The sequence below is a fragment of the Saccharothrix sp. NRRL B-16348 genome (assembly GCF_001280085.1).
Lineage (GTDB): Bacteria > Actinomycetota > Actinomycetes > Mycobacteriales > Pseudonocardiaceae > Actinosynnema.
In genome coordinates, this window is sequence record NZ_LGED01000200.1 from 89,732 (window position 1) to 113,842 (window position 24,111).

Sequence of the window (24,111 nt, forward strand, 5' to 3'; positions counted from 1 at the left end):
GGGCCGCCGGGCACACGCACCCGGCGGCCCGTCCGCGTTCCTAGGCCTTGGCGAGCGGGACGTCGACGTCACCGAGCGGGCGCACGGCCGACATCAGGACGACCGCGCCGACGAGGATCATCCCGGCCGCCGCCACGCACGCCGCCCACCACTGGGCCCCGTCGTACAGCACCCCCGCCGCCAGGCTGCCGATCAGCAGCCCGACCAGGCCCGCGGTGTCGTGCATGCCCAGGACCGGGCGGGCCGCCGCGTCGGCGACGGCTCGCCGCACCGACAGCACCGCACCCCACGCGGCCCCGCTGAGCACCCACAGCGCCGCGATCACGTACGGGTTGGGCGCCGCCGCGAAACCCAGCGTCGCCGCGCAGCCGACCAGCGACCCGACCGCCAGCACCCGCGTGCGGCCGTACCGCGACACGTATCGGCGCACGTGCAGGACGGCGACTCCGGCCACCATCGAGCCGGGCACGAACACGAGCACCACCTGCACCACGCCGAGGTCGAACCCGCGTTGCAGGTGCAGGACCAGGAGCAGTCCGACGGCCGCCTCCGCCGCCGTGGTCAGCGCCTCCGCGACCGCCGCCCGCAGCCGTCCCTGGCCGGCCGCCGCCTCTTCCTGACCGTCACCGCCGCTCTCGACACCGTCCTCACCAGGGCTTTCACCGGCGCTTTCCGGGCGGCCAGGCCCGGCGACGAGAAGCGCCGCCGCCAGCACGCACATCGCCGCGCACGCCCAGAACACACCGGCGAACCCGATGATCCCGAAGAAGACCAGCCCGAGGGCGGTGGTGACCATCGACCCCGCGTCCCGGGCGGACGCGACGCGGAGGAACGCCTCGGTGTCGTCGGCCTGCCGCTCCCGGGCGATGGCCCGCACGGCGACCCACAGCAGCGTGCCCCCGACGCCCCCGACCGCTGCCGCGCCGTACGCGAGCGGTGCGCTCTGGGCCACCGCGTACCCGGCGCACGCGAACGCGTAGAGCAACGCGCCGACGGCGGCGGTGTGCCGACGTTCCCACCGGTCCACCAGCACACGCGCGACCGGCCGTGCGACCAGCGAGAACGCCACCACGACCGCGACCAGCGCGCCGACCTCCGTCGCGCTCAGCCCGAGGGCCGCGCCCGCCCACAGCGGCAGCACCACGTCGATCAGCTCGATCGGCCCGCCGACCAACCCCGCCGCTCTCAGCGCCCGCCGTTCCCGCAGCACACCCGGTGCGTCCACATCGCCCCCAAACGTCAAAACCGGACGGTAGCGCCCCAGGACTCGCGAAGAGATCAGCGGGACTGGGCCACCGGCACGTCCGGCACACCGAGCAGGCGGACGGCCCGCGGCACCACGACCGCGCCCGCCAGGATCATCCCGGCGGCCACCACGCACGCCACCCACCAGTGCGCCCCGTCGTACAGCGCGCCCGCCACCAGGCTGCCGATCAACGCCCCGACCAGGCACGCCGCCTCGTACACGCCCATGGCGCGCCCCACCTGCCCGTCGGCCGCCTCGGCGATCACGGCCTGCTGCACCGGCAGCACCGCCGCCCACGCCAGACCGCTGAGCACCCACAGCCCCGCGATCACGTACGGGTTCGGCGCCCACGCGAGGCTCACCGCGAACGCGCAACTGGCCAGCGACGCGCCCACCAGCACCTTCCGCCTGCCGAACCGCAGCACGTACCGGTGCAGGTACTCGGCGGCGGCGCTCATCGCGATCGCGCCGGGCAGGAACACGAACGCGACCTCCTGCACCTCCAGGTCGAACCCGCGTTGCAGGTGCAGGAGCAGCAACAACCCGACGGCCGCCTCCGCCGCCATGGTCATCACCACCGCGAACAACATCGGCCGCAACCGCTTGCCCACCGCACCGAGACCGGCCGCCGCCACGCCCTGGCCACCGCGTTCCCGGCGCCGGGGCGCGACGAGCAGGAACCCCGCCGCCGCCACGCAAGCCGCCGCGCACGCCCAGAACAGCCCCGCGTACCCGACCGCGCCCACGAACGCCATGCCGGCCACGAACGCCACCCACGAGCCCGTCTCCTGCGCGGCGAGCAGGCGCGGGAACACCGCGGTGTCCTCGGCCAGCCGTTCGCTCACGATCGCCCGCACGGCGACCCACAGCAGCGCGCCACCCGCGCCTCCGACCGCCGCCGCGCCGTACGCGAGCGGCGCGCTCTGGGCCACCGCGTACCCGGCGCACGACAGCGCGTAGAGGAGCGCGCCGATGGCGGCGGTGTGCCGTCGTTCCCACCGGTCGGCCAGCACGCCCGCCAGCGGCCGCACGAGCACCGACAACGCCATCTCGACGGCCATCAGCAGGCCGACCTCGGTCGCGCTCAGCCCGATGGCCGCGCCCGCCCACAGCGGCAGCACGAAGTCGATCAGCTCGGTGGGCCCGTTGGCGAGCGTCGCCGCCGTCAACGTGCGCCGTTCGCGTGTCGTCCCCCGGTCCGCGGTGTCGTCCACAGTCTTCCCCCCCAAAAACTTCGAACACTGTTCGTACAACTCCGAACGGTATACTGAGTTTCATCATGAACGCAAAGGACGACGCGCAGCGGCGAGTGCTGGAACTGCTGTGGAAGGACGCCCGCCGCCCCGCGCGCGGCCCGCGGCGCGGCCTGACGATGGAGCGGATCGTGGCCGCCGCGATCCGGATCGCGGAGACCGAGGGCCTCGCCGCGCTGTCCATGCGCCGGGTGGCCGTCGAGCTGGGCGTCGGCACGGCCTCGCTCTACACCTACCTGCCGGGCAAGGCGGAGCTGGAAGCCCTGATGGCGGACTCGATCGGGGCCGACGACCCGCTGCCGGACGACTGGCCGGGCGACTGGCGGGCCAAGCTGGAGGCGTGGGCGCGCAACGACCACGAGGGCTACCGCAAGCACCCCTGGGTGCTGCAACTGGTCGCGACCGTGGCCGCACCCGGCCCGAACCTGCTGCGCTGGATGGACTCGGCGCTGCGCGTGCTGGAGGGCACCGGCCTGACCGAGGCGGAGAAGATGGCGGTGGTCGAGTCGGTCGACGCCTACGTGCGCGGCCAGGCCAGGCTGAGCCTCGACACGCGGGAGCTGAGCGCCGACGAGGTGCGCGAACGCGACGCCGCGCTCGGCGAGCTGGTCGACTTCCGGCCGTACCCGGCGCTGGTCGCGACCGTGCGGGCGGGTGTGTCGCCGTACGCGGGCGACCAGTTCGAGTTCGGGCTGCGGCTGCTGCTGGACGGTGTCGAGACCCTCATCGCCTCGAAGAGGGCCTCGACGTCCTGAAAGTCTTCGTCAGTTCTCGTCCGGCGTCGGCTCGTCGACCCGCTCCGCGGCGGGCGCGGCGGCCTGGACGGTGGTCCGGTCCTCGGCAGGCTCGGCGGTCTGGGCGGCGGGCTGGTCCGCGGTCGGCACGGCCGCCTGGACCGCCTCGGCGGCCTCGCTGACGAGGATGATCCCCTCGAACTCGCGCAGCAGGTCGTCGTAGATCGGCGTGAGTGACACTAGGTAACCCCCAAAACGTCGTTCGTCCCCCGAACGGGCCAAAGCAGCCTACCTATGGCGGCACCTCCGCTTCACCCGGTATTCGACAACTTGATGACCGTGTCGCTAACTGTTGGCTAAACACATCCACTGCCCACAGGTTGTGGCGCTCGCTCACATGTGCGGTGAACCGCAGGTCACCTAGCGTTTCGGGCCATGACGAGTGTCCCTGGTCACAGCGACGACCTGTCCGGTCGCACCGCCCTGGTCACCGGCGCCGGCAGCGGCATCGGGCGGGCCTGCGCGGTCGCCCTCGCCCGCGCCGGGGCGAAGGTGCACCTCGTCGACCGCGACGGCGACTCGGTCGCCGAGGCGGCCCGCGAGACCGGCGGCACCGAGCACGTGGTCGACCTCGCCGCCGACGACCCCGCCCGCGACCTGCCCGCCGAGGTCGACATCCTGGTCAACAACGCCGGCCTGCAGCACGTCGCCCCGGTGCACGAGTTCCCGCCCGACCGGTTCGCGCTGCTGCAGCGGGTCATGGTCACCGCGCCGTTCCTGCTCGCCCGGCACGTCCTGCCGCACATGTACCAGCGCGGCTGGGGCCGGGTGGTGAACATCTCCAGCGTGCACGGCACGAGGGCCAGCGCATTCAAGTCCGCCTACGTCACCGCCAAGCACGGCCTGGAAGGGCTGAGCAAGGTCATCGCGCTGGAAGGCGCCCCGCACGGCGTGACCAGCAACTGCGTCAGCCCCGGCTACGTGCGCACGCCGTTGGTGGAGAACCAGGTCGCCGACCAGGCCAAGGCGCACGGCATCGAGCCCGAGCAGGTGCTCGCCGACGTGATGCTCACCCGGCACGCCATCAAGCAGCTCATCGAACCGGCCGAGGTGGCTTCCGTCGTGCTGTGGCTGTGCGGCGCGCACTCCGGTCACGTCACCGGCTCGTCGTTCACGATCGACGGCGGCTGGACCGCCCAGTGACCCCCCGTTAGCCCCCACCCCCAACGAAGTGGTGACCGACATGACCAACGCCGCCCCTCCGCAGCCGAAGAAGTCCTTCGCCAAGGTCGTCATAGCCAGCCTGATCGGAACCACCATCGAGTGGTACGACTTCTTCTTGTACGGCTCCGCCGCCGCCCTGGTGTTCAACAAGCTGTTCTTCCCCACGGTGGACCCGATCAACGGCACCCTGCTCGCGTTCACCACCTACGCGATCGGCTTCCTGGCCCGGCCGCTCGGCGGCCTGGTGTTCGGCCACTTCGGTGACAAGCTCGGCCGCAAGAAGCTGCTCGTGCTCAGCCTGGTGCTGATGGGCGGCGCGACGTTCGCCATGGGCCTGCTGCCCACCTACGCCGCCATCGGCGTGGCCGCGCCGCTGCTGCTGACGTTGCTGCGGTTGATCCAGGGCTTCGCGCTGGGCGGCGAGTGGGGCGGCGCGGTGCTCATCGTGTCCGAGCACGGCAGCGCGGAACGGCGTGGTTTCTGGGCGTCCTGGCCGCAGGCGGGCGTGCCGATGGGCAACCTGCTGGCGACCGCCGTGCTCGCGGTGCTGGCCGCCGTGCAGACCGACGAGGCGTTCCTGTCGTGGGGCTGGCGGGTGCCGTTCCTGCTGTCCGGCGTGCTGGTCCTGATCGGACTGTGGATCCGGCTCAGCGTGTCCGAGTCGCCGGTGTTCCTCGAAGCCCAGAAGAAGGTCGAGGCCGGCAAGATCAAGGAGAAGCCGCCGATCGTGGCCGTCCTGCGCGACCACTGGCGCGAGGTGCTGATCGCGATGGGCGCCCGCATGGCGGAGAACGTGTCGTACTACGTGATCACCGCGTTCATCCTGGTCTACATCACCTCGGAACTCCAGATGCCGCGCTCGGCGGGGTTGAACGCGGTGCTGATCGCCTCGTTCGTGCACCTGATCACGATCCCGTTGTGGGGCGCGCTGTCGGACCGGATCGGCCGCCGCACGACCTACCTGATCGGCACGGTCGGCATCGGCCTGTGGATGTTCGTGTTCTTCACGCTGCTGGACACGAAGTCGTTCTTCCCGATGACGCTCGCGGTCACCGTCGGCCTCTTCCTGCACGGCGCGATGTACGGCCCGCAGGCCGCGTTCTTCTCCGAGCTGTTCGGCACGAAGGTGCGCTACTCGGGCGCGTCCATCGGCTACCAGTTGGCGTCGATCGGGGCGGGCGCGGTGGCACCTCTCATCGCGACCGCGCTGCTCGCCACCTACGACAGCACGTTCCCGGTGGTGCTGTACGTGCTCGGCATGTGCGTGCTGACCGTGATCGCCGTGGTGGTGGCGAAGGAGACGAAGGGCAGCTCCCTGAACCGGACCGACACCGAGGCCCCCTCGGTGCGAGCATGACGGTATGAGCGAGGCGGACGCGGTGGAGCACCTGGTCGAGTTGCTCGGACTGCTCGCGACCGACGCGGGCAGTGAGCGGCTCGCGGCGGTGCTCCCCGCGGCCCGGGCGGCGGGCGTGCCGGACCACGAGCTGGACCGCATCGCCCGCGCCACGGAGTGGGCGTTGCGGATCCGCCGCACGCTCACCGCGCACCGCCGCCGGGAAACCGAGCTGGAAGCGCTGTTCGACACCGCGAACGACCTGGCGGGCGTGCGCGACCCGGACGCCGTGCTGCGGTCCATCGTGCGGCGCGCCCGGCTGCTGCTCGGCGCGGACATCGCCTACCTGAGCATGAACGAGCCCGGCGAGCGCGGCACGTACATGAGGGTCACCGACGGCTCGATCTCCGCGCTGTTCCAACAGGTCCGGCTCGGCATGGGCGAGGGACTGGGCGGGTTGGTGGCGCAGACGGCCCAGCCGTACGTGACCGCCGACTACTTCGCCGACGACCGGTTCAACCACACCGGCCCCATCGACGCGGCCGTGCGCGACGAGGGCCTGGTCGCGATCCTGGGCGTGCCGCTCAAGCTCGACCGCCGGGTCATCGGCGTGCTCTACGCGGCCAACCGCTCGCCGCGCCAGTTCCCGCCCGACGAGGTGGCGCTGCTGTCGTCGCTGGCCGACCACGCCGCGATCGCGCTGGACACCGCGCACCTGCTGGAGGAGACCCGGGCCGCGGGCGAGACGATCCGCGCGCACAACGAGGCCATGCGCCGCGCCGAGGACGCCCACGACCGGCTCACCGACCTGGTGCTGCGCGGCGCGGACGTGCCCGAGGTGGCCGCCGCCGTGGCCAAGGTGCTCGACGGCGGGATCGTGGTGCACGACAGCGACGGCGCCGAGCTGGCCCGCATCGGCACCACCCGCGCCCTCACGCCCCGTGCGGCGGTCAACGCCTCCCGCGCCAGCGGCCGGGCCATCCCGCAGGACGGCACGTGGGTGTGCGCGGTGCTGGCGGGCCGCGAGCTGCTCGGCAGCATTACCCTCACCGACCGCCCCGACCTCGGTGACGCCGACCGCAGGCTGTTCGAACGCGCGGGCGTCGTCACCGCCCTGCTGCTCCTGCTGCGCCGCACGGTCGCCGAGGCGGAGAACAAGGTGCGCGGCGAGCTGATCACCGACCTGCTGACGGCCGCGGTGGACTCGGTCGCGTTGCGCGCCCGTGCCCGCCGGGTCGGCGTCGAGCTGGCGGCCGACCACGTGGTGCTGGTCGCGGACGGCCCGCGCGACCGCCTCCTCGCCGCCGCCGCGCACCACGCGTCGGCCTGCCGCGGCCTGGCGGGCGTGCACGGCGAGCACGTGGTGCTGGTGCTGCCCGGCGCGGACCTGGCGTGCGCGGCGGAGGACGCGGCACGGGTGCTCGGCAAGGCCGTGGGCCTGCCGGTGACCGTCGGGTCCGGCGGCCCGGCGCACGGCCCGGAAGCCGTCGCCGCCGCGCACGCCGAGGCGGTGCGGTGCCTGAAGGCGTTGCTGCAGCTGGGCCGGAAGGGCACCGGGGGCACGCTCGCGGACCTCGGTTTCGTCGGCGTGCTGCTGGGCGACCGGGCCGACATCGCGGGCTACGTCCGCGCCACCCTCGGTCCGCTGCTGGACTACGACGCGAGTCGGGGCACCGAGCTGGTTCGGACGGTCACGGCGTACTTCGCGTGCGGCGCCAACCTCAGCCGAGCCAAGGACGAGCTGCACGTGCACGTGAACACGGTGGTGCAACGGCTGGACCGGGTGGCGAGCCTGCTCGGTGACGACTGGCAGTCGCCGGAACGGGTGCTGGAGGTCCAGCTCGCGCTCAAGCTGATGAAGGTGCTCGGCCCGTGATCACCCCCCTGCCGACCGCGCCCCGTGGCAGTCGGGCCGCACGTGCCGGATGTCGGGCACGTCGTCGACCAGTTGCCAACCGAGCAGGGACAGCACGTCAGCGGGCCGGGGGCGACCGTCCCCGCCCTTCTCGCAGAAGGTCCTCCCGATGACGGCCTCCTGACGCAGCACCACCGGGTCGCGGCTGCCCTCCTCCAGCAGGGACAGGTCGTGGTCACCGGATTCGAGCACCCAGCCCACGTAGGTCGTCGTCCGGGTGTCGACCCGCTCCAGCGGGATCCACGCGGGGGTGCCGTAGTTGGGCGCGGCCAGGACTGCGCACACGACGACTGCCGCTCCCGAGCCCCGATAGAGCCGACGGCACACCGCGCGGACACGCCGGGGGAGGGCGGGCACGGCGCCGGCCACCCTGCCCACGAGGTAGACGACCCACAGGACGGCTACGCCCACGACGACGAACAGCGGGAAGGCGACCGCGGTGACCACGAGGACGCCGAGCGCGATCCGGGCGAGTCGGCCCAGGGTGACGTCGGGCCGTTCCACGAGGCGCGGCGTCACCCAGCTCACCACGGCCCACGGCGCCAGCACCGAGGTGGACGTGAACACGCTGAACGCGACCGCGACGAAGTCGACGCCCCGCAAGACCGCGGGCAAGGCGTGCAGGTCGTACCTGACCCAGGCGAACAGGCTGAACGCGGCCAGCGCCACCGAGCCGATGGTGACCAGCAGAGCGGCCGCCTCCAGCCGGGCGACCCAGGACCGGACCGGGCGGCCTTCCGGCGGCCGGACCCGCCTCCTGCTCATCGTCCTCGCGATCAGCGGGTCGCGACCTCGAACTCCGGGCGACAAGGAACGCCCACCCTCCCCGCCGATCGGACGGACCACCGCCGCCATCCTGGCGTGCCGCGGCCTCGCGCCGGCACGTGGGGTCTCGAACGGGGTGGAGGACCCGCCCGCGCCCGACTCGTCGGTCCCGCCGCTCGGCCGCCCCCAGAGCACGCCGAGCGGCGGGACGCTTCGGTCACGACAGCGCGCACTCGGTCGTGCTCACCGCCGCCGGCCGGGGAACGGTCGCCGACGCGGGCGGTCGCGTGCCCGACAGCCACCCCTCCAGCGCGGCGAACGCCGACCGGTGGCACGGCGTCAACGGCCGCAGCCGGTCCGGGAACGCGTCGAACAGCGAGTCCACGTGGGTTCCTCCCTCGATCCGGTAGTAGCGGAACCACGCGCCGCGCCCCGCCCGGCGCACCATGTCCGCGTACACGTCGGAGTCGCGGGAGATGGGCAGCAGTACATCCAATGTGCCGTGCAGGGTGAGCAGCGGCTTGCCGATCCGGCCGGTCAACGCGATCCGCTCGACGGCGCGCTGCGCCTGCGGCCGTGACGCGTAGTCGTAGTCGGCGTCGCACAGCGGCGTGCCGGGCGCGCAGAACGGCGTGCCCGCCTCCGCGTCGCCGTCCCACGCCGGGTCCAGTTCCTCGCGGTAGATGCGCTGGGTCAGGTCCCAGTAGTACTGGTGGTGGAACTGCCACAGGAACTCCGACTCGGCCGGGAACCCGGCGGCCACCACCGCCGCCTTGTCGCCGGTGGCGTAGCCCCTGAGCGCCGGCGGCAGGAACGTCAGCAGGTTCGGGCCCTGCGCGCTCCACAGCGTGCCCTCCCAGTCCACGCCGCCGTCGTACAGCTCGGGGCGGTTCTCCAGCTGCCAGCGCACCAGGTAACCGCCGTTGGAGATGCCGGTGGCCAGGGTGCGCGACGGCGGCCGGCAGTACCGCTGCGCCACCACGGCCTTCGCCGCCCGGGTCAGCTGCGTGACCCGGTGGTTCCACTCGGCGATCGCGTCGCCCGGTCGCGAGCCGTCCCGGTGGAAGGCCACGCCCGTGTTGCCCTTGTCGGTCGACGCGAACGCGTACCCGCGGGCCAGCACGAAGTCGCTGATCGCGCGGTCGTTGGCGTACTGCTCGCGCACGCCGGGGGAGCCCGCGACGACGAGGCCGCCGTTCCAGCGCTCCGGCAGCCGGATCACGAACTGCGAGTCGTGCGCCCAGCCGTGGTTGGTGTTGCCGGTGGAGGAGTCGGGGAAGTAGCCGTCCACCTGGGTGCCGGGAACGGGCGTCGGCGCGGGCAGGCCCGCCGGGGTCAGCCCGGCCCAGTCGGCCGGGTCGGTGCGGCCGCCGGCGGTGGACAGGTCGGCGAGCCGGGTCAGTTCCTGGTGCTCGGCACCGGGCACGCGCAGGGGCCCGCATCCGTTGGCGGACGCGGGAACGGCCTGCGCCGTCGTCGCGAGGAGCGCTGCGATCAGCGGAACGGCGATGTTCACCCGAGGCACGGTAAAACGGCTCGCTGGGCCGCGTAATGGGGTCGGACGCCATGGCCGGCGGGGCGGATGTGGTGTGCGGAGCCATCGGCGGCACACCTGCGAGTGACCCTCACACCGGGGGGCTGCTCGACACCGCGTCACCAAGGGCGGTAATCGGGGAGTTCACCACCATGGGTGACGCCGATCGGTGCATACCCGGAGTGTGATCGAGCTGCACGAGCGCCCGAACGGCCCTGTTCTGGACGTCCCCGCGTGCACGGCGTGGCCTCTCGCCCGGCGGTGGAGCCTTGAGTACCACGTTCGGTTCGTTTTGATCGCACCGGCTGGGGTAGCTGAGTTGACCCAGCGAAGTTCGCACTGCCAGGTGATTTACGTTCACCCGGCGTGAGGTGTCTGCTTCCGGGGTGACTGAGCAACGGCGCTCTACGCGCACTGACCAGGAGTGGGACCTGATCCGGCGCATCCAGAACCTGGCCCACCGTGCCGAACGCACCGCGTTCGACCACTCGAACCTCGTCGGTCCGCCACCGTCCCAGCAGCACCTGGACATCCTGGCGGAACTCCGCGTCCTCACCGAGCAGGCGGTGGCGCAGCGGATGCCGAGACCGGCCAAGCTGCCCCGACAGGCGGCGCCGGTCGAGGACCAGAAGGTCTCCGCACCGGTTCGCTGACCGCCGTGCGCGGGCCGGGCCTGACTCCCGGCCCGCGCACGGGCGCGGTCAGCGGCGTCGGACCAGCTTGACCAGGCCCTTGAACGTCTCCTCCAGGCCGGAGGAGAACGGGTTGTCGTTGACGAGGTAGGTCCAGGTCGTGTTCGGGCGCTGCACGCCCGCCTCGGCCAGGTGCGCGCCGTCGGCGTCGATCTCCACCTTGGCGAACGTCTCCTCCGCCTCGTCCCACGCGTCCGGGATGATCTTGTGGTAAGCCGGGATCGCCTCGCGGTGGAACTCGTCCAGCGGGTTCTGCCGCGCAAGCGCCCGCAGGTGGATGCCCTCGCGCAGGTCGGTCAGGAACGTCAGGTGGTCGCTCCACCGCTGGTCGAGGTGGTGCAGCGCGATCAACCGGGCCGCGGTGACCTTGACGTCGGTGTCGAGGTCCTTGATCTCGTGCGCCTTGTCCGGCTTGCGCTCGGACAGCTCCTTCCAGGCCAGGTCGGTGCGCAGCAGCTTGTCCCGGTACTCCAGCAGCAGCTGGCGCTGGTGCTCGATCAGCTTGTTGTACCGCCAGGTGTTGCGGTGGATCTCCAGGTGCACGCCCTCGGCGACGCGCTGCCCGTGCTCCACGGTGTGCAGCGTGCCCGCGTCGGTGACGCGGCCGTCCTCGTCCACCTCGGCCGGCTCGTCGTGGTCGGGCACGTACTGCGTGACCAGGTCGTCCTGCAACGAGGAGAAGAACACCGACCCGCCGGGGTCGCCCTGGCGGCCCGCGCGACCGCGCAGCTGGTCGTCGAGCCGGCTGCTGGAGTGGCGGCCGGTGCCGATCACGTACAGGCCGCCGAGCTCGGCGATGCGCTCCCGGTCGGTCGAGTCGTGCCCGCCGAGCCGGATGTCCGTGCCGCGGCCCGCCATCTGGGTCGACACGGTGACCCGCTGGAACGACCCCGCGTCGGCGATGATCGCGGCTTCCTCGGCGTCGTTCTTGGCGTTGAGGACCACGCACTCCAGGCCCGCCTCGGCGAGCTTGCGGGACAGGCGCTCGGACTCGGCCACGTCCAGCGTGCCGACCAGGATGGGGCGGCCCGTCTCGTGGACCTCCTTGATCTCGGCGACGACGGCCGCTTCCTTCTGCTCCAGCGTCGCGTACAGCCGGGGCGCCTCGTCCTCCCGGATCGTCTCCACGTTCGGCGGGATGACCAGCACTTCCAGTTGGTAGAAGTCGCGCAGCTGCTCGGCGACGGCCACCGCGGTGCCGGTCATGCCGCAGACCGTCGGGTAGCGGCTGAGCAGCGCCTGGACCGTGATCGAGTCCAGCACCTCGCCCGCGTCCGTGGTCGCCACGTTCTCCTTGGCCTCGACCGCGGCCTGGAGGCCGTCGGGCCAGCGCTGGAGCTTCGCGATCCGGCCGCGGGTGTCGTTGATCAGGTGCACCTTGCCGTCGCGGACGATGTAGTCCACGTCCCGGTGCAGCAGGACCTGCGCGTGCAGGGCCACGTTCACCTTGCTCAGCGTGGTCGAGACGTGCTCGTCGGAGTACAGGTCGATGCCGCCGAGCGCCCGTTCGACCAGCTCGCTGCCCGCGCCGGTGAGGTAGACGTTGCGCTCTTCGTCGTCGATCTCGAAGTGCAGGTCGCGACGCAGCCGCTTGACCAGGTCGGCCAGCGCCGGGTCGACCGCCGGGCCCGCCGTGGAGCCCGCCAGGACCAGCGGCACGCGTGCCTCGTCCACCAGGACCGAGTCCGCCTCGTCGACGAGGGCGACGCGCGGCTTGGGCACGATGAGGTCGCCCTCGTCGGTGGCCAGCCGGTCGCGCAGCACGTCGAAACCGATCTCGGAGACCGAGGCGTACATGACCTCGGCCTCGTAGGCGGCGCGGCGCTCCTCGGGCTTGGAGCTCTGGTTGATCCAGCCGACGTTCACGCCCATGAGCTCGTAGAACGGGCCCATCCACTCGGCGTCGCGCTGGGCCAGGTAGTCGTTGACCGAGACCACGTGCACCTGGTCGCCGCGCAGCGCGAAACCGGCCGCGGCGATGGCGCCGGAGAGCGTCTTGCCCTCACCGGTGGCCATCTCGACCACGTGGCCCTCCAGGAGGCCGAGCGCGCCGAGGATCTGCACGTCGAACGGGCGCAGGCCGAGCGCGCGGTCGGCGGCCTCGCGGCCGAGCGCGCACACCTCCACCAGCTCGGGGCGGCCGAAGTCCGACTTGTCGCGCAGCTCGGCGGCCGCGGCGGTCAGTTCCTCGTCGCTGAGCTTCTTCACGCGCTCGGCCTGCTCGTTGACCTCGTCGAGCAGCTTCCGGTAGGGCGTGAGGTCGGCGGAGCCGGGCTTCTGCGCGAACCGACGCAGCCGCTGCTTGAACCGTCCCAGGAGAGTGGTCACGGCACGGCAACGTACGGCAAGTCCACAACGTTCCGCACGTCACCCGGTTGACAGTTCACTCGTCGGACGAGTCGATCTTGTGCGCACGCCCGTAGAACTGCGGGCGGGGCTGCCTCCGAGTGGGCGAACTCGACCGTCTCCGGTAGCCGGGGCCACTCGGGTGCTCCCGATCGTGACTACTGACCGATAACCTCCGATTCCCAGGCGTGATCACGTCTCGTAGGGGGCGGCGTGCTGAAACGGTTCGTCCAGTGGCTCGACGACCTCCTCGTCGATGAGGGCTCGGCGGCGGTCGTGAAAGCGGTCGTCGGCATCATGTCGTTCGCGGTGCTCTTGGGTGCGGTGTTCGGGAATGCCGCGGTCAAAGCGGGTGCCCTCGTGGCCGCCATTCTCGCCGTGCTCTCATTCGGCCTGCTGTTGCTGTCCGACCGGCGCGACCTCGTGCGTCAACTCGAGATGCACAAAGAGCTCGTCTCCAAGTACTCGAAGCAGGTCGCCGAGGACCGCCACCCGTCGTACGACGTCATCACGTGGGAGGAGTACGCCGCCATCGAGTCCAATGGCGACGTGCGCAAGCAGCTCACGATCCGGGCGAAGGTCCTCAACGACCTGCGCGTGCTGCGCCTGGTGCAGGGCTGCGGCTGGGCGCAGCCGGCCAGGTATCGCCGGAAGGTTCGCGTCGAGGTGCGCAAACTGCTGATCGGGGACCTGCCCGGCGCCAGCCTGAGCACGACCGTGGCCTGGCTGAAGGACGGGCAGCTCGTGCTGATGGTGCACTTCCCCGAACCGCCGAAGGTCGGCAGCGAGATCACCATCGCGGTGGAGTTCAGCTGGCCCGCGATGTGCTCACCGCTGATGCGCGACCGCCGCCCCGACACGTTCACGCTCCAGTTCGCCACCCCGGTCGTCTACGCGCGGTACAAGGTGGCGCTGCCGCGCGGGTTCGACGCCTACGTCGAACCGGTGGGCTTCGAAGAGCACCAGAACGGCTACTCCTGCGGTCCGGCGAACGACGACGACGGCCGGCCGGTCTTCCTCTTCGAGGGGTTCGACCTACCGGTGCACGAAAGCGTGGGGATGCGACTCGAGCTCAAAGGGAGGGGCGGCCCCGCATGAGGCCTCCCCTCCCTTGAACTGTGCGCAATGCCGGCCGACGTCAGCCGTCGTTGCCGCTTTCGCCCCCGATGGGCCATTCCACGGTCAAAGCAAACCTCATTCCCAATTGCAATCTAGCGGCTATATTCCAACCGAAGTGGAATATAGCCCATGGGAAGTCGGCAGATGTTAGCGCTTGTGCGTTTCCCGCAAGCCGAGCACCGAAGCCAGCGTCACCACGCCCATGACCAGCAGGAACGCCGACACCGACAGTGACGTCCCGGTCGCCACCAGCAACGCCGTCATGATGAACGGTGTGCCGCCGCTGACCAGGATCGAGGCCAGCTGGTACGCCAGTGACGCGCCCGAGTACCGGACCTGCGGCTCGAACAGCTCCGCCAGGTACGCCGCCACCGGCCCGTAGACCAGGCTCGACCCCACCCCCGACACGGCCAGCGCGACGAAGATCAGGCCCAACGAGGCGGTGTCGACCAGCCAGAAGTACGGGAACGCCCACGCGATCATGGCCACCGCACCCGCGATGATCAGCGGACGCCTGCCGTGCTTGTCCGACCAACGCCCCGCCAGCAGGATCACCGGCACGCTGATCAGCGACGACAGCAGCGTCACCACCAGCACCGAGTTGCGCGCCAACCCCAGCTCACGGGTCGCGTAGTCGAGCACGCCCGCGATGCTGACGTAGAACACCGCGTTCGACGCGAACATCAGCCCCGCCCCGAGCAGCACCGGCCGCCGGTGCGTCCGCAGCACCTCCCGCAACGGCGCGGGCGCGGGTCCTTCGCCACGCCGGTCCTTGATCTCCCGGAACACCGGGCTGTCCTCGACCTTCAGCTGGATGAACAGCACCACCGGGAACAGCAGCGCGCTCGCCAGGAACGGCACCCGCCACCCCCACGTGGCGAACGACGCGGCCGGCACCAGCGCGCCCACGACCAGGAACGACACGTTGCCCAGGATCACCCCCAGCGGCACGCCCGCCTGCCCGAACGTCCCGGCGAACCCACGCCCCCGCGGCCCCGCCGTCTCGGTCAGCAGCAGCACGACCCCGCCCCACTGCCCGCCCACCGCGATGCCCTGCAGGAACCGCAGCAGCACGAGCAGCACCGGCGCCATCACGCCCAGCGTCGCGCTGGTCGGCAGCAGCCCGATCAGGAACGTCGCCGCGGCCATCAGCGCCAGGCACGTCACCAGCGCGGGCTTGCGGCCGAACTTGTCGCCGACGTGCCCGAACACGAGCCCGCCCACCGGCCGGGCGATGAACCCCGCCCAGAACGTGCTGAACGACAGCAGCAGCCCGATCAGCGGCGACGCCTCGGGGAAGAACAACTTCGGGAACACCAGCGCCGCGGCGGTCGCGTAGATGAAGAAGTCGTACCACTCGAGCGACGAGCCGACGAGCCCGGCCGCCATGAGTTTGCGCAACGTGCGCCGCTCGGGGGGAGCGGTCGTGACCATGTGCTTGTTCCCTTTCACCAGGTGTCCACGAACGGGCGTTTCTTGCCGGTCCGGACCGGGGCGTGGTCGGGACCGGTGAGCAGGGTGGTGATCCAGCGCCGGGTGTCGGCCGGGTCGATCACGTCGTCGATCTCGTAGGCGGACGCCACGTTGAGCGCCTTGCCGTGCTCGTAGGCGGCGGAGACCATCGCCTCGAACATCTCCTTGCGCTGCGCCGGGTCGTCGATGGCGTCCAGTTCGCGCCGGTACCCGAGCCGCACCGCGCCTTCCAGCCCCATCGGGCCGAACTCGCCGCTGGGCCACGACACCGCGAACAGCGGCACCTTCAAGCTGCCCGCCGCCATCGCCTGCGCGCCCAGCCCGTAGGCCTTGCGCAGCGCCACGAACCCGAACGGCACGTCGAGGTTCGCGCCGGCCACGAGCATCCGGGTCAGGTGCCGGACGGTCGCGGTGCGCTCGGCGTCCGGCCCGACCATGAACCCCGGCGTGTCGCACAGCGACACCACCGGCAGGTCGAACGCGTCGCACAGCTGGAGGAACCGCGCGGCCTTGTCCGCGGAGTCGGCGTCGATCGCCCCGCCGAGGTGGCCGGGGTCGTTGGCGATCAGCCCCAGCGGCCTGCCCTCGACCCGGACCAGGGCGGTGACGATGCCCCGACCGAACTCCGGCCGCAGCTCCAGCACCGAGCCGGTGTCGGCGAGGGTCCGCACGACGGACCGCACGTCGTAGGCGCGGACCCGGTTCTCCGGCACGAGGTGGCGCAGCATCCGCTGGTCGGCGCACTCCCAGGCGTCCACGGGCCCCTGGAAGTACGACAGGTACTTCTTCGCCACCGAGACGGCCTCGGCCTCGTCGGACACCAGCACGTCGATCACGCCGTTGGGCACCTGCACGTCGACGGGCCCGACCTCCTCGGGCCGGAACACGCCGAGCCCGCCGCCCTCGATCATCGCCGGGCCGCCCATGCCGATGGTCGCGTCACGGGTCGCGATGACCACGTCGCACGTGCCCAGCAGCACGGCGTTGCCGGCGAAGCAGCGGCCGGACGCGATGCCGACCAGCGGCACCAGCCCGGACAGCTTGGCGAACAGGTGGAACGCCAGGCAGTCCAGCCCGCTGACGCCGCCGTGGTCGGTGTCGCCCGGCCGTCCGCCGCCGCCCTCGGCGAACAGCACCACCGGCAGCCGCCGCTGCTCGGCCAGCTCGAACATCCGGTCCTTCTTGGCGTGGTTGCGCAGACCCTGCGTGCCCGCCATGACCGTGTAGTCGTAGGACATCGCGACGACCTGGCCGCCGTTGACCCGGCCGACGCCCGCCACCAGCCCGTCCGCGGGCGTGCGCTCGACCAGCTCGTCCAACGACCGGCGACGGCGTTGCGCGGCGATGGCCAGCCCGCCGTACTCCACGAACTCGTCGCACAGGTCGGCGATGTTCTCCCGGACCGTGCGGCGGCCGGCCGCGTGCCGCTTCGCCTCCGCCTCGGGACGTGCGAAGTCGTGGCGCGCCAACGTTTCCGCGAGGTCCGGCCGCACGTCGTCCAGGTCGACCTCGACGGCCTTCTCCTCGACGGCCAGGTCGACGCCCTCGGCCAGCAACGCGCCTTCCGCGACCGTGTCGCCGACCTCGACCAGCACCCGCGCGTCGCCGATCGGCACGACGTGCTGCATCTTCATCGCTTCCACGACGACCGTGCCGGACTCGATCGCGACGACCGTTCCCTGCACGGGAGCGCGCGCTCCGGTGTCTTCACGGGGCAGTGAGTCGACCAGGCCGGTGTGCGCTTTCAGGACGTCCGGGTGGTCCAGGAGCCCGCGCAGGAAGCCGATGTTCGTCCGCGCGCCGTCCACTGTGAACTCGTCCAGCGCACGGCGGGCGCGGCGCAGCGCGGTGTCCAGGTCGTCGGCCTGCACCACGACCTTCGCCAGCAACGGGTCGAAGCCGAGGCCCGCCCGGTAGCCGACGGACGCGTGCGTGTCGACCCGAACGCCCGGTCCCGTTGGCGGGACGAACGCCGACAGCCGTCCCGTGGACGTCAGGCTCACGCGCAGTTGCAGCGCGCTGCCGCGTGGCGTGTGCGTCAGGTCCGGTTCGACCTCGGCCGCCAGCAGCAGTTGCGCGCGCACCAGGTCCAGCCCGGTGACCTGCTCGGTGACGGTGTGCTCGACCTGGAGCCTCGGGTTGGCCTCCAGGAACGCGAACCGGCCGTCCGGCGCGACCAGGAACTCGACCGTGCCCAGCCCGGTGTACCGGACGGCGCGCGCGATCGTCGCCGCCGCGTCGTGCAGCGCGGACCGCAGGTCGGGGGAGAGGTCGGGCGCGGGCGCGATCTCGACCAGCTTCTGGTGCCGGGACTGCAGCGAGCAGTCGCGGTCGCCGAGCACCGTCGTGCCGACCAGCTGCACCTCGACGTGCCGCGCCGGTTCGAGCAGCTCCTCCACGAACACGGTGTCGTCGCCGAACGCGGCCAGCGCCTCGGACCGGCACCGCTCGACGGCGGCTTCGAGGTCGGCCAGGCGCCGCACCACGCGCACGCCCTTGCCGCCGCCACCGGCCACGGCCTTCACGACCACCGCGCCGTGCGTGCGGAAGAACTCCTCGAACCCGTCCTCGGCGCCAGCGAGCACCGGCACGCCCACCTCGGCGGCCAGCGCGCGGGCCCGGCTCTTGTCGCCGAGCAGCTCCAGCACTTCCGGCGGGGGTCCGACGAACGTCAGCCCGGCCTCGGCGCAGCGGCGGGCGAACCCGGCGTTCTCGGCCAGGAAGCCGTAGCCGGGGTGCACCAGGTCGCACCCGTCGGCGGCGGCGAGCACGGCGTCCACGTCCAGGTAGGAGCCTTGCAGCCGGACGGCGCGGTCGGCGAACCGGCCGTGCGCGTCGTCGGAGTCGGTGACGAGGGCGACGGTCCGCCAGCCGAGGTCGGCGGCGGCGCGCAGCACCCGGACGGCGATCTCTCCCCGGTTGGCGACGAGCAGCGTGGGCACTTCAACCTCCTGAGCGACCGCTTAGTATGTGACCGCGGTCGCATAGTGACACCCGGGCTTGGCGTTCGTCCAGAGGGAACCGATGTCCTTGCCGAGGCGTCCTTGGGGAAACCCGAGCTCAAGGGCGTGACCCACAGCAGGCCAGGAGGCACTCACCGTGGTTTTCAAGAGGATGTTGCGCGCGTTCGGAGTCGGCGGTCCTTCGGTGGACACGGTGCTGGCCAACCCGAACGTGCGGCCGGGCGAGGTGCTGACCGGCGAGGTGCGCATCGCGGGCGGTGACCACCCCGCCGACATCGACCAGGTCAAGCTGTCGCTCGTCACCCGGGTCGAGGTGGAGAGCGGCGACAACGAGCACAACCGCAACGTCGAGTTCGCGCAGGTCCTGGTCGGTCAGCGGATCGCCGTCGCGCCGGGGCAGAACCTCGTGCTGCCGTTCCAGTTCCCGGTGCCGTTCGAGACGCCGCTGACGGTCGTGCACGGGCAGCACCTGCACGGGATGACGATGGGCCTGCGCACGGAGCTGGAGGTGCGCGGCGCCGTCGACCCCGGCGACCTCGACCCGGTGGCCGTGCACCCGATCCGGTCACAGGAGCACGTGCTGAACGCGTTCGGCGCCCTAGGGTTCCGCTTCCAGCGCGCGGACAACGAGTCGGGGCGGATCCGCGGCGTGCCGCAGCAGCTGCCGTTCTACCAGGAGATCGAGTTCCTGCCGCCGGGGCAGTTCCTGGGCAAGATCAGCCAGCTGGAGCTGACCTTCGTGACCGACCCGCACCGGCTGTACGCGGTGCTGGAGGCGGACCGCCGCGGTGGCCTGTTCCGGGCTGGCGGCGACTCGTTCGGGCACTTCGCCATGTCCCACGATGAGGTGATCCGCACGGACTGGGCGGCGCTGCTGCACCAGTGGATGGATCAGGTCGGCGGCAGGCGATCTTCCCACGGTTTCGGCCACTAGGGCGTCCGCCGCGGTGCTCGCCGGTCGGCGGACCGCCTGCCGACCGGGCCGCCGCTGGCGCTGCGGCCGGCGTGTTGGGTGGGGATGATGAACGGCGAGGCCCTCGACGAGGTCGGGGACTTCTTCGAAGGCGACTAACCCGCAGGAGGCATCGTGGGCATCGGCGGTGTGATCAGCGCTCTGATCGTGGGTCTCATCATCGGTTTGCTGGGCAAGCTCATCGCGCCGGGCAAGCAGGCCATCCCCATCTGGCTGACGATCATCGTCGGCATCGTGGCGGCGTTCCTGGGCACGTTCATCGCCCGGGCGCTCGGCGTGGAGGACACGCCCGGCATCGACTGGATCGAGATCATCGTGCAGGTGATCATCGCCGCCATCGGCGTCAGCCTCGTCGCAGGGTTCTACGGCAAGAAATCCGTCCGCTAACCCCACCTCACCGCGAGAGTCCTACGTTCACGTCGCGTGAGTCCTACCTTCAGCACGCGCGTGTCCTACGTTCAGAACACGTGTGTCCTACGTTCAGAACACCCGAGTTCAACACTCAGAACACCGCGGCCCGGCGTCCGCGCCGCACGGCTCTGTCCTGAGCGTTGAATTCGGGGTACCTGAACGTAGGACACGCGCGTTCCCAACGTAGGACACGCGCGTGCTGGACGTAGGACTCTCGCGCGGTCAGGTGGCGCCGACCATGCGCAGCACCAGGTCGGCGTAGAGGTCGCCGATCTCGGCCGGCGTGCGGCGGCCGGAAGGCTGGTACCAGCGCGCCACGTCGATGCACAGCGAGAGCACCGCCAGGGTCGCGCCCCGCACGTCGGGCACGTCGAACACGCCCGCGGTGACGCCCGCGGTGACCATGTCCCGTACGGCGGCCTCGATCCGGCGGCGCAGCTCCACCACCTCGGCCAGGTGCTCCGGCGTCAACGCGCTCAACTCGTACTGCACGACCCGCGCCGTCGTGTGGTACTCCGCGTGCCACGACGCGAACGCCCGCACGGCCGCCGCCAACCGGGCCACCGGGTCCACCTCGGACACACCCGTCAGCACCGACAGCGACGTGGCGTGCCCGATCCGGGAGATCTGGAACAGCAGTTCCTCTTTGGACCGGTAGTGGATGTAGACGGCGGCGGGCGACATGCCGGCCTGCGCCGCGATGTCACGGGTCGTCGTCGCGTGGTACCCGCGCACCGAGAACGCGGCCGCGGCGGCGATCAGCATCCGCCTGGCCGCCGGCGGCGTCACCGAGGACCACGTCTCATCGAGGAGCGCGAACTCACCACTGGTAGTCGTCACAGCCGGCCCTCCTTGACACGAACCCGAACGATACCGCAGGCTAAGCACACGCTTAGACCTAAGCAACCGCTTAGTATGGAGGAACTGAGAGTGCGCCGGACGCTGTTCGAACCCGACCACGAAGCGTTTCGCGAGACCGCGCGGGAGTTCTGCGACCGCACCCTCACCCCGAACTACGAGCGGTTCGTCGAGCAGCGCCACATCGACCGCGACGTGTGGCTCGAAGCGGGCAAGCAGGGCCTGCTCGGCCTGGAGGTCCCCGAGGAGCACGGCGGCAGCGGCGCGAACGACTACCGGTTCAACGCCGTGCTCGGCGAGGAGCTGTCCAAGGTCAGCGCCGGCATGGCCTCCTGCCTCGGCATCCACGGCGACGTCGTCGCCCCCTACCTGGTCGACCTGTGCACCGAGGAGCAGAAGCAGCGCTGGCTGCCGAGGTTCTGCTCGGGCGAGCTGACGACCGGCATCGGCATGACCGAGCCCTCCGGCGGCTCCGACCTGGCCGCGCTCAAGAGCAACGCCGTGCGCGACGGCAGCGACTGGATCCTCAACGGCTCCAAGACGTTCATCACCAACGGCTTCTCCGCCGACATGATCGTGGTCGCCGCGCGCACCAGCCCGGAGAAGAAGGCCAGGGGCATCACCCTGTTCGCCGTCGAGACCGGCATGAAGGGCTTCGAGCGCGGCCGCAAGCTGGACAAGGTGGGCCAGCCCGAGTCCGACACCGCCGAGCTGTTCTTCGAGGACGTCCGCGTGCCGGCCGAGAACGTCATCGGCGAGGTCGACCAGGGCTTCATCTACATGATGGAACGCCTGCCGCAGGAACGGCTCGGCGGCGCGATTTCCAACCTGGCCCACGCCAAGCAGATCCTGCTGGAGACGATCTCGTACACCAAGGAGCGCAAGGCGTTCGGCCAGGCCATCGGCTCGTTCCAGCACAACAAGTTCACCCTCGCCGAGCTGGTCACCAAGATCGACGTGACGCAGGCGTTCCTGGACCAGTGCACCGACGCGCACACCCGCCGCGAGCTGACCGCCGTGGACGCGGCGAAGGCCAAGTGGTGGAGCGCGGACGTGCAGAACGACGTCATCGACGCGTGCGTGCAGCTGCACGGCGGCTACGGCTACATGACCGAGTACCGCGTGGCCCGCGCCTGGATGGACGCCCGGGTGACCCGGATCTGGGCCGGCTCCAACGAGATCATGAAGGAACTCATCGGCCGCGACCTCGGCCTCTAGACCCAGGAGAACCCGCCATGCCCGAGGCTGTCATCGTCGCCACCTCGCGTTCCCCGATCGGTCGGGCGCGCAAGGGCTCCCTGGTCGACCTGCGCCCCGACGACCTGGCCGCGCAGATCGTCGCCGCCGCGTTGGACCAGGTCCCGGAGCTGGACCGCGCGGACATCACCGACCTGCACCTGGGCTGTGCCGAGCCGCAGGACGAGCACGGCCAGAACGTGGCCCGCCGCATCGCCGTCCAGCTCGGCCTCGACACCCTGCCCGGCACCACGGTCAACCGGTTCTGCGCGTCGTCGGTGCAGACCGCCCGCATGGCCTTCCACGCCATCAAGGCGGGCGAGGGCCACGCGTTCATCAGCGCGGGCGTGGAGTGCGTCTCCCGCTACCGGCACGACGACCCGCACTTCAACCCGCTGTTCGACGCCGCACGCGAACGCACCCAGCGCACCGCCGAGACCAACGAGCCGTGGCACGACCCGCGCGCGGACGGCGAGCTGCCGGACTACTACATCGCGATGGGCCAGACCGCCGAGAACGTCGCCACCACGCTCGGCATCAGCCGCCGCGACCAGGACGAGTTCGGCGTCCGCTCGCACAACCTCGCCGAGAAGGCCATCGCGGACGGCTTCTTCGCCCGCGAGATCACCCCGGTCACCCTCCCCGACGGCACCGTCGTCGCCACCGACGACGGCCCGCGCAAGAACGTCACCTACGACGCCGTGTCGGCGCTCAACCCGTCGTTCCGTCCACAAGGGACCGTCACGCCCGGCAACTGCTGCCCCCTCAACGACGGCGCGGCGGCCGTCGTCATCATGAGCGACACCAAGGCGAAGGAACTGGGCCTGCCCCCGTTGGCGCGCATCGTGTCCACGGGCGTGTCCGGCCTGTCGCCGGAGATCATGGGCCTCGGCCCGGTCGACGCCACCAAGCAGGCGCTCGCGCACGCGAACCTGACCATCGGCGACATCGACCTGGTCGAGATCAACGAGGCGTTCGCGGTGCAGGTGCTGGGCAGCCAGCGCGCGCTCGGCATCGACATGGACAAGCTGAACGTGCACGGCGGCGCGATCGCGCTGGGTCACCCGTTCGGCTCCACCGGCGCCCGCATCATGACCACCTTGATCAACGGGATGCGCAGCCGTGACGCGCGGTTCGGGCTGGAGACGATGTGCGTCGGCGGCGGTCAGGGCATGGCGATCATCCTGGAGAGGTTGAGCTGAATGGGAATCCTGGACAAGTTCCGGCTGGACGGGCAGGTCGCGATCGTCACCGGCGCGTCCTCGGGCCTGGGTGTGGCGTTCGCCAAGGGCCTGGCCGAGGCGGGCGCGGACGTCGTGCTCGCCGCCCGGCGGGTGGACCGGCTCAAGGACACCGCGCAACTGGTGGAGGACGCCGGTCGGCGCGCGCTCGTCGTGCAGGCGGACGTGGCGCAGCCGGACGACTGCCGTGAGGTGGCCCGCGCGGCGGCGGAGTTCGGCCCGGTGCACGTGCTGGTGAACAACGCCGGGGTCGCGTCGGCGGTGCCCGCGTCCCGGGAGACGCCCGAGCAGTTCCTCGGCGTCATGGACGTCAACCTCAACGGCGCGTACTGGATGGCGCAGGCGGCGGCGGCCGTGATGGCGAACGGCGGCTCGATCGTCAACGTCTCCAGCGTGCTCGGCCTGGTCTCCGGCGGCCTGCCGCAGGCGGCGTACTCGGCGTCGAAGGCCGGTCTGCTCGGCCTGACCCGGGACCTGGCGCAGCAGTGGACCGGCCGCAAGGGCATCCGGGTCAACGCGCTCGCGCCGGGCTACTTCGCCTCCGAGATGACCGACCAGTACCCCGAGGGCTACCTCGAAGGGCACATCTCTCGGCTGCCGATGGGCCGCGTCGGCGACCCGGAGGAACTGGCCGCGGCCGTCGTGTTCCTCGCGTCGGCGGCGGGCGGCTACACCACCGGCGCCACGTTCGTGGTCGACGGCGGCGTGACGCTCGGCGGGTGATTCCCCGACTTGTGACACATCGGGGCGGCACGGCGATCTAGCCTGGTGCCAGGTGAGATCGCCGTACCG

20 protein-coding genes are annotated in these 24,111 nt (G+C 71.4%); 11 read left to right on the forward strand and 9 right to left on the reverse strand.

The genetic code is table 11. From position 1 onward, the window contains the following. Positions 1-40: 40 nt before the first annotated feature. Positions 41-1,243, reverse strand: a complete 1,203-nt coding sequence (locus ADK67_RS21410) for an MFS transporter (protein ID WP_197289555.1) — start codon at positions 1,241-1,243, stop codon at positions 41-43. A 35-nt stretch (positions 1,244-1,278) separates the two neighbouring features. Further along, the gene (locus ADK67_RS21415) at positions 1,279-2,460 is read right to left on the reverse strand and encodes an MFS transporter (RefSeq protein WP_053718241.1); all 1,182 of its coding nucleotides are present in this window, start codon (positions 2,458-2,460) and stop codon (positions 1,279-1,281) included. Positions 2,461-2,525: 65 nt separating this feature from the next. Between ADK67_RS21415 and ADK67_RS21420 the strand changes: the two genes are divergently transcribed. After that, positions 2,526-3,254 carry a TetR/AcrR family transcriptional regulator gene (locus ADK67_RS21420; protein WP_053718242.1) on the forward strand — a complete coding sequence of 243 codons (729 nt, stop codon included), beginning with the start codon at positions 2,526-2,528 and terminating at the stop codon, positions 3,252-3,254. Between the two features lie 9 nt (positions 3,255-3,263). On the opposite strand, the gene ADK67_RS21425 is transcribed toward ADK67_RS21420, so the two are convergent. Beyond that, positions 3,264-3,473 carry a hypothetical protein gene (locus ADK67_RS21425; RefSeq protein WP_053718243.1) on the reverse strand — a complete coding sequence of 70 codons (210 nt, stop codon included), beginning with the start codon at positions 3,471-3,473 and terminating at the stop codon, positions 3,264-3,266. A gap of 195 nt (positions 3,474-3,668) precedes the next feature. Here ADK67_RS21425 and ADK67_RS21430 point away from each other — a divergent pair, with 195 nt between their 5' ends. The 3 genes from ADK67_RS21430 to ADK67_RS21440 are packed head-to-tail and all read left to right on the forward strand — an operon-like array spanning position 3,669 to position 7,669. Then, positions 3,669-4,436 carry a 3-hydroxybutyrate dehydrogenase gene (locus tag ADK67_RS21430; RefSeq protein ID WP_053718244.1) on the forward strand — a complete coding sequence of 256 codons (768 nt, stop codon included), beginning with the start codon at positions 3,669-3,671 and terminating at the stop codon, positions 4,434-4,436. Between the two features lie 40 nt (positions 4,437-4,476). Continuing rightward, positions 4,477-5,814, forward strand: a complete 1,338-nt coding sequence (locus ADK67_RS21435) for an MFS transporter (RefSeq protein WP_082403673.1) — start codon at positions 4,477-4,479, stop codon at positions 5,812-5,814. 4 nt (positions 5,815-5,818) lie between these two features. Then, positions 5,819-7,669, forward strand: coding sequence for a helix-turn-helix domain-containing protein (locus tag ADK67_RS21440; RefSeq protein ID WP_053718245.1), 1,851 nt, complete (start codon positions 5,819-5,821; stop codon positions 7,667-7,669). Here ADK67_RS21440 and ADK67_RS21445 read toward each other — a convergent pair whose 3' ends face one another. Both ADK67_RS21445 and ADK67_RS21450 read right to left on the reverse strand, forming a co-directional pair. Then, positions 7,670-8,473 carry a hypothetical protein gene (locus ADK67_RS21445; RefSeq protein WP_053718246.1) on the reverse strand — a complete coding sequence of 268 codons (804 nt, stop codon included), beginning with the start codon at positions 8,471-8,473 and terminating at the stop codon, positions 7,670-7,672. A 217-nt stretch (positions 8,474-8,690) separates the two neighbouring features. Then, positions 8,691-9,989, reverse strand: coding sequence for a tannase/feruloyl esterase family alpha/beta hydrolase (locus ADK67_RS21450; protein WP_231648295.1), 1,299 nt, complete (start codon positions 9,987-9,989; stop codon positions 8,691-8,693). A 404-nt stretch (positions 9,990-10,393) separates the two neighbouring features. On the opposite strand from ADK67_RS21450, the gene ADK67_RS21455 reads away from it, so the two are divergent. Continuing rightward, on the forward strand, positions 10,394-10,660 hold the full coding sequence (locus ADK67_RS21455) for a hypothetical protein (RefSeq protein WP_053718248.1): 267 nt from the start codon (positions 10,394-10,396) through the stop codon (positions 10,658-10,660). Positions 10,661-10,708: 48 nt separating this feature from the next. Here ADK67_RS21455 and secA2 read toward each other — a convergent pair whose 3' ends face one another. Continuing rightward, positions 10,709-13,027: an accessory Sec system translocase SecA2 gene (gene secA2 / locus ADK67_RS21460; RefSeq protein ID WP_053718249.1), complete on the reverse strand. Its 2,319-nt coding sequence runs from the start codon at positions 13,025-13,027 to the stop codon at positions 10,709-10,711. A gap of 231 nt (positions 13,028-13,258) precedes the next feature. On the opposite strand from secA2, the gene ADK67_RS21465 reads away from it, so the two are divergent. Continuing rightward, the gene (locus ADK67_RS21465) at positions 13,259-14,143 is read left to right on the forward strand and encodes a hypothetical protein (protein ID WP_053718250.1); all 885 of its coding nucleotides are present in this window, start codon (positions 13,259-13,261) and stop codon (positions 14,141-14,143) included. Positions 14,144-14,311: 168 nt separating this feature from the next. Here ADK67_RS21465 and ADK67_RS21470 read toward each other — a convergent pair whose 3' ends face one another. Continuing rightward, entirely contained in the window at positions 14,312-15,616 is a 1,305-nt protein-coding gene (locus ADK67_RS21470) for an MFS transporter (RefSeq protein WP_231648296.1), read from the reverse strand. Further along, the gene (locus tag ADK67_RS21475) at positions 15,613-18,579 is read right to left on the reverse strand and encodes an acetyl-CoA carboxylase family protein (RefSeq protein ID WP_053718251.1); all 2,967 of its coding nucleotides are present in this window, start codon (positions 18,577-18,579) and stop codon (positions 15,613-15,615) included. Before ADK67_RS21475 ends, ADK67_RS21470 begins: the two co-directional genes overlap by 4 nt. A 157-nt stretch (positions 18,580-18,736) precedes the next feature. Between ADK67_RS21475 and ADK67_RS21480 the strand changes: the two genes are divergently transcribed. Both ADK67_RS21480 and ADK67_RS21485 read left to right on the forward strand, forming a co-directional pair. After that, positions 18,737-19,534 carry a sporulation protein gene (locus ADK67_RS21480; RefSeq protein WP_053718252.1) on the forward strand — a complete coding sequence of 266 codons (798 nt, stop codon included), beginning with the start codon at positions 18,737-18,739 and terminating at the stop codon, positions 19,532-19,534. A gap of 153 nt (positions 19,535-19,687) precedes the next feature. Next, on the forward strand, positions 19,688-19,960 hold the full coding sequence (locus tag ADK67_RS21485; RefSeq protein ID WP_053718253.1) for a GlsB/YeaQ/YmgE family stress response membrane protein: 273 nt from the start codon (positions 19,688-19,690) through the stop codon (positions 19,958-19,960). Between the two features lie 246 nt (positions 19,961-20,206). Here the strand turns inward: ADK67_RS21485 and ADK67_RS21490 are convergent, their stop codons facing one another. Continuing rightward, positions 20,207-20,749 (reverse strand): TetR/AcrR family transcriptional regulator, encoded by a 543-nt coding sequence (locus tag ADK67_RS21490; RefSeq protein ID WP_082403675.1) that lies wholly within the window; start codon positions 20,747-20,749, stop codon positions 20,207-20,209. Between the two features lie 165 nt (positions 20,750-20,914). Between ADK67_RS21490 and ADK67_RS21495 the strand changes: the two genes are divergently transcribed. From ADK67_RS21495 to ADK67_RS21505, 3 genes are read left to right on the forward strand one after another with little or no spacing between them, the layout of a single operon-like run. Continuing rightward, positions 20,915-22,060: an acyl-CoA dehydrogenase family protein gene (locus tag ADK67_RS21495; RefSeq protein ID WP_053718255.1), complete on the forward strand. Its 1,146-nt coding sequence runs from the start codon at positions 20,915-20,917 to the stop codon at positions 22,058-22,060. Positions 22,061-22,077: 17 nt separating this feature from the next. Further along, a complete protein-coding gene (locus ADK67_RS21500; RefSeq protein WP_053718256.1) occupies positions 22,078-23,280 on the forward strand; it encodes an acetyl-CoA C-acetyltransferase in 1,203 nt (400 codons plus the stop codon). Then, positions 23,281-24,042 (forward strand): SDR family NAD(P)-dependent oxidoreductase, encoded by a 762-nt coding sequence (locus ADK67_RS21505; protein WP_053718257.1) that lies wholly within the window; start codon positions 23,281-23,283, stop codon positions 24,040-24,042. Positions 24,043-24,111: the final 69 nt, after the last annotated feature.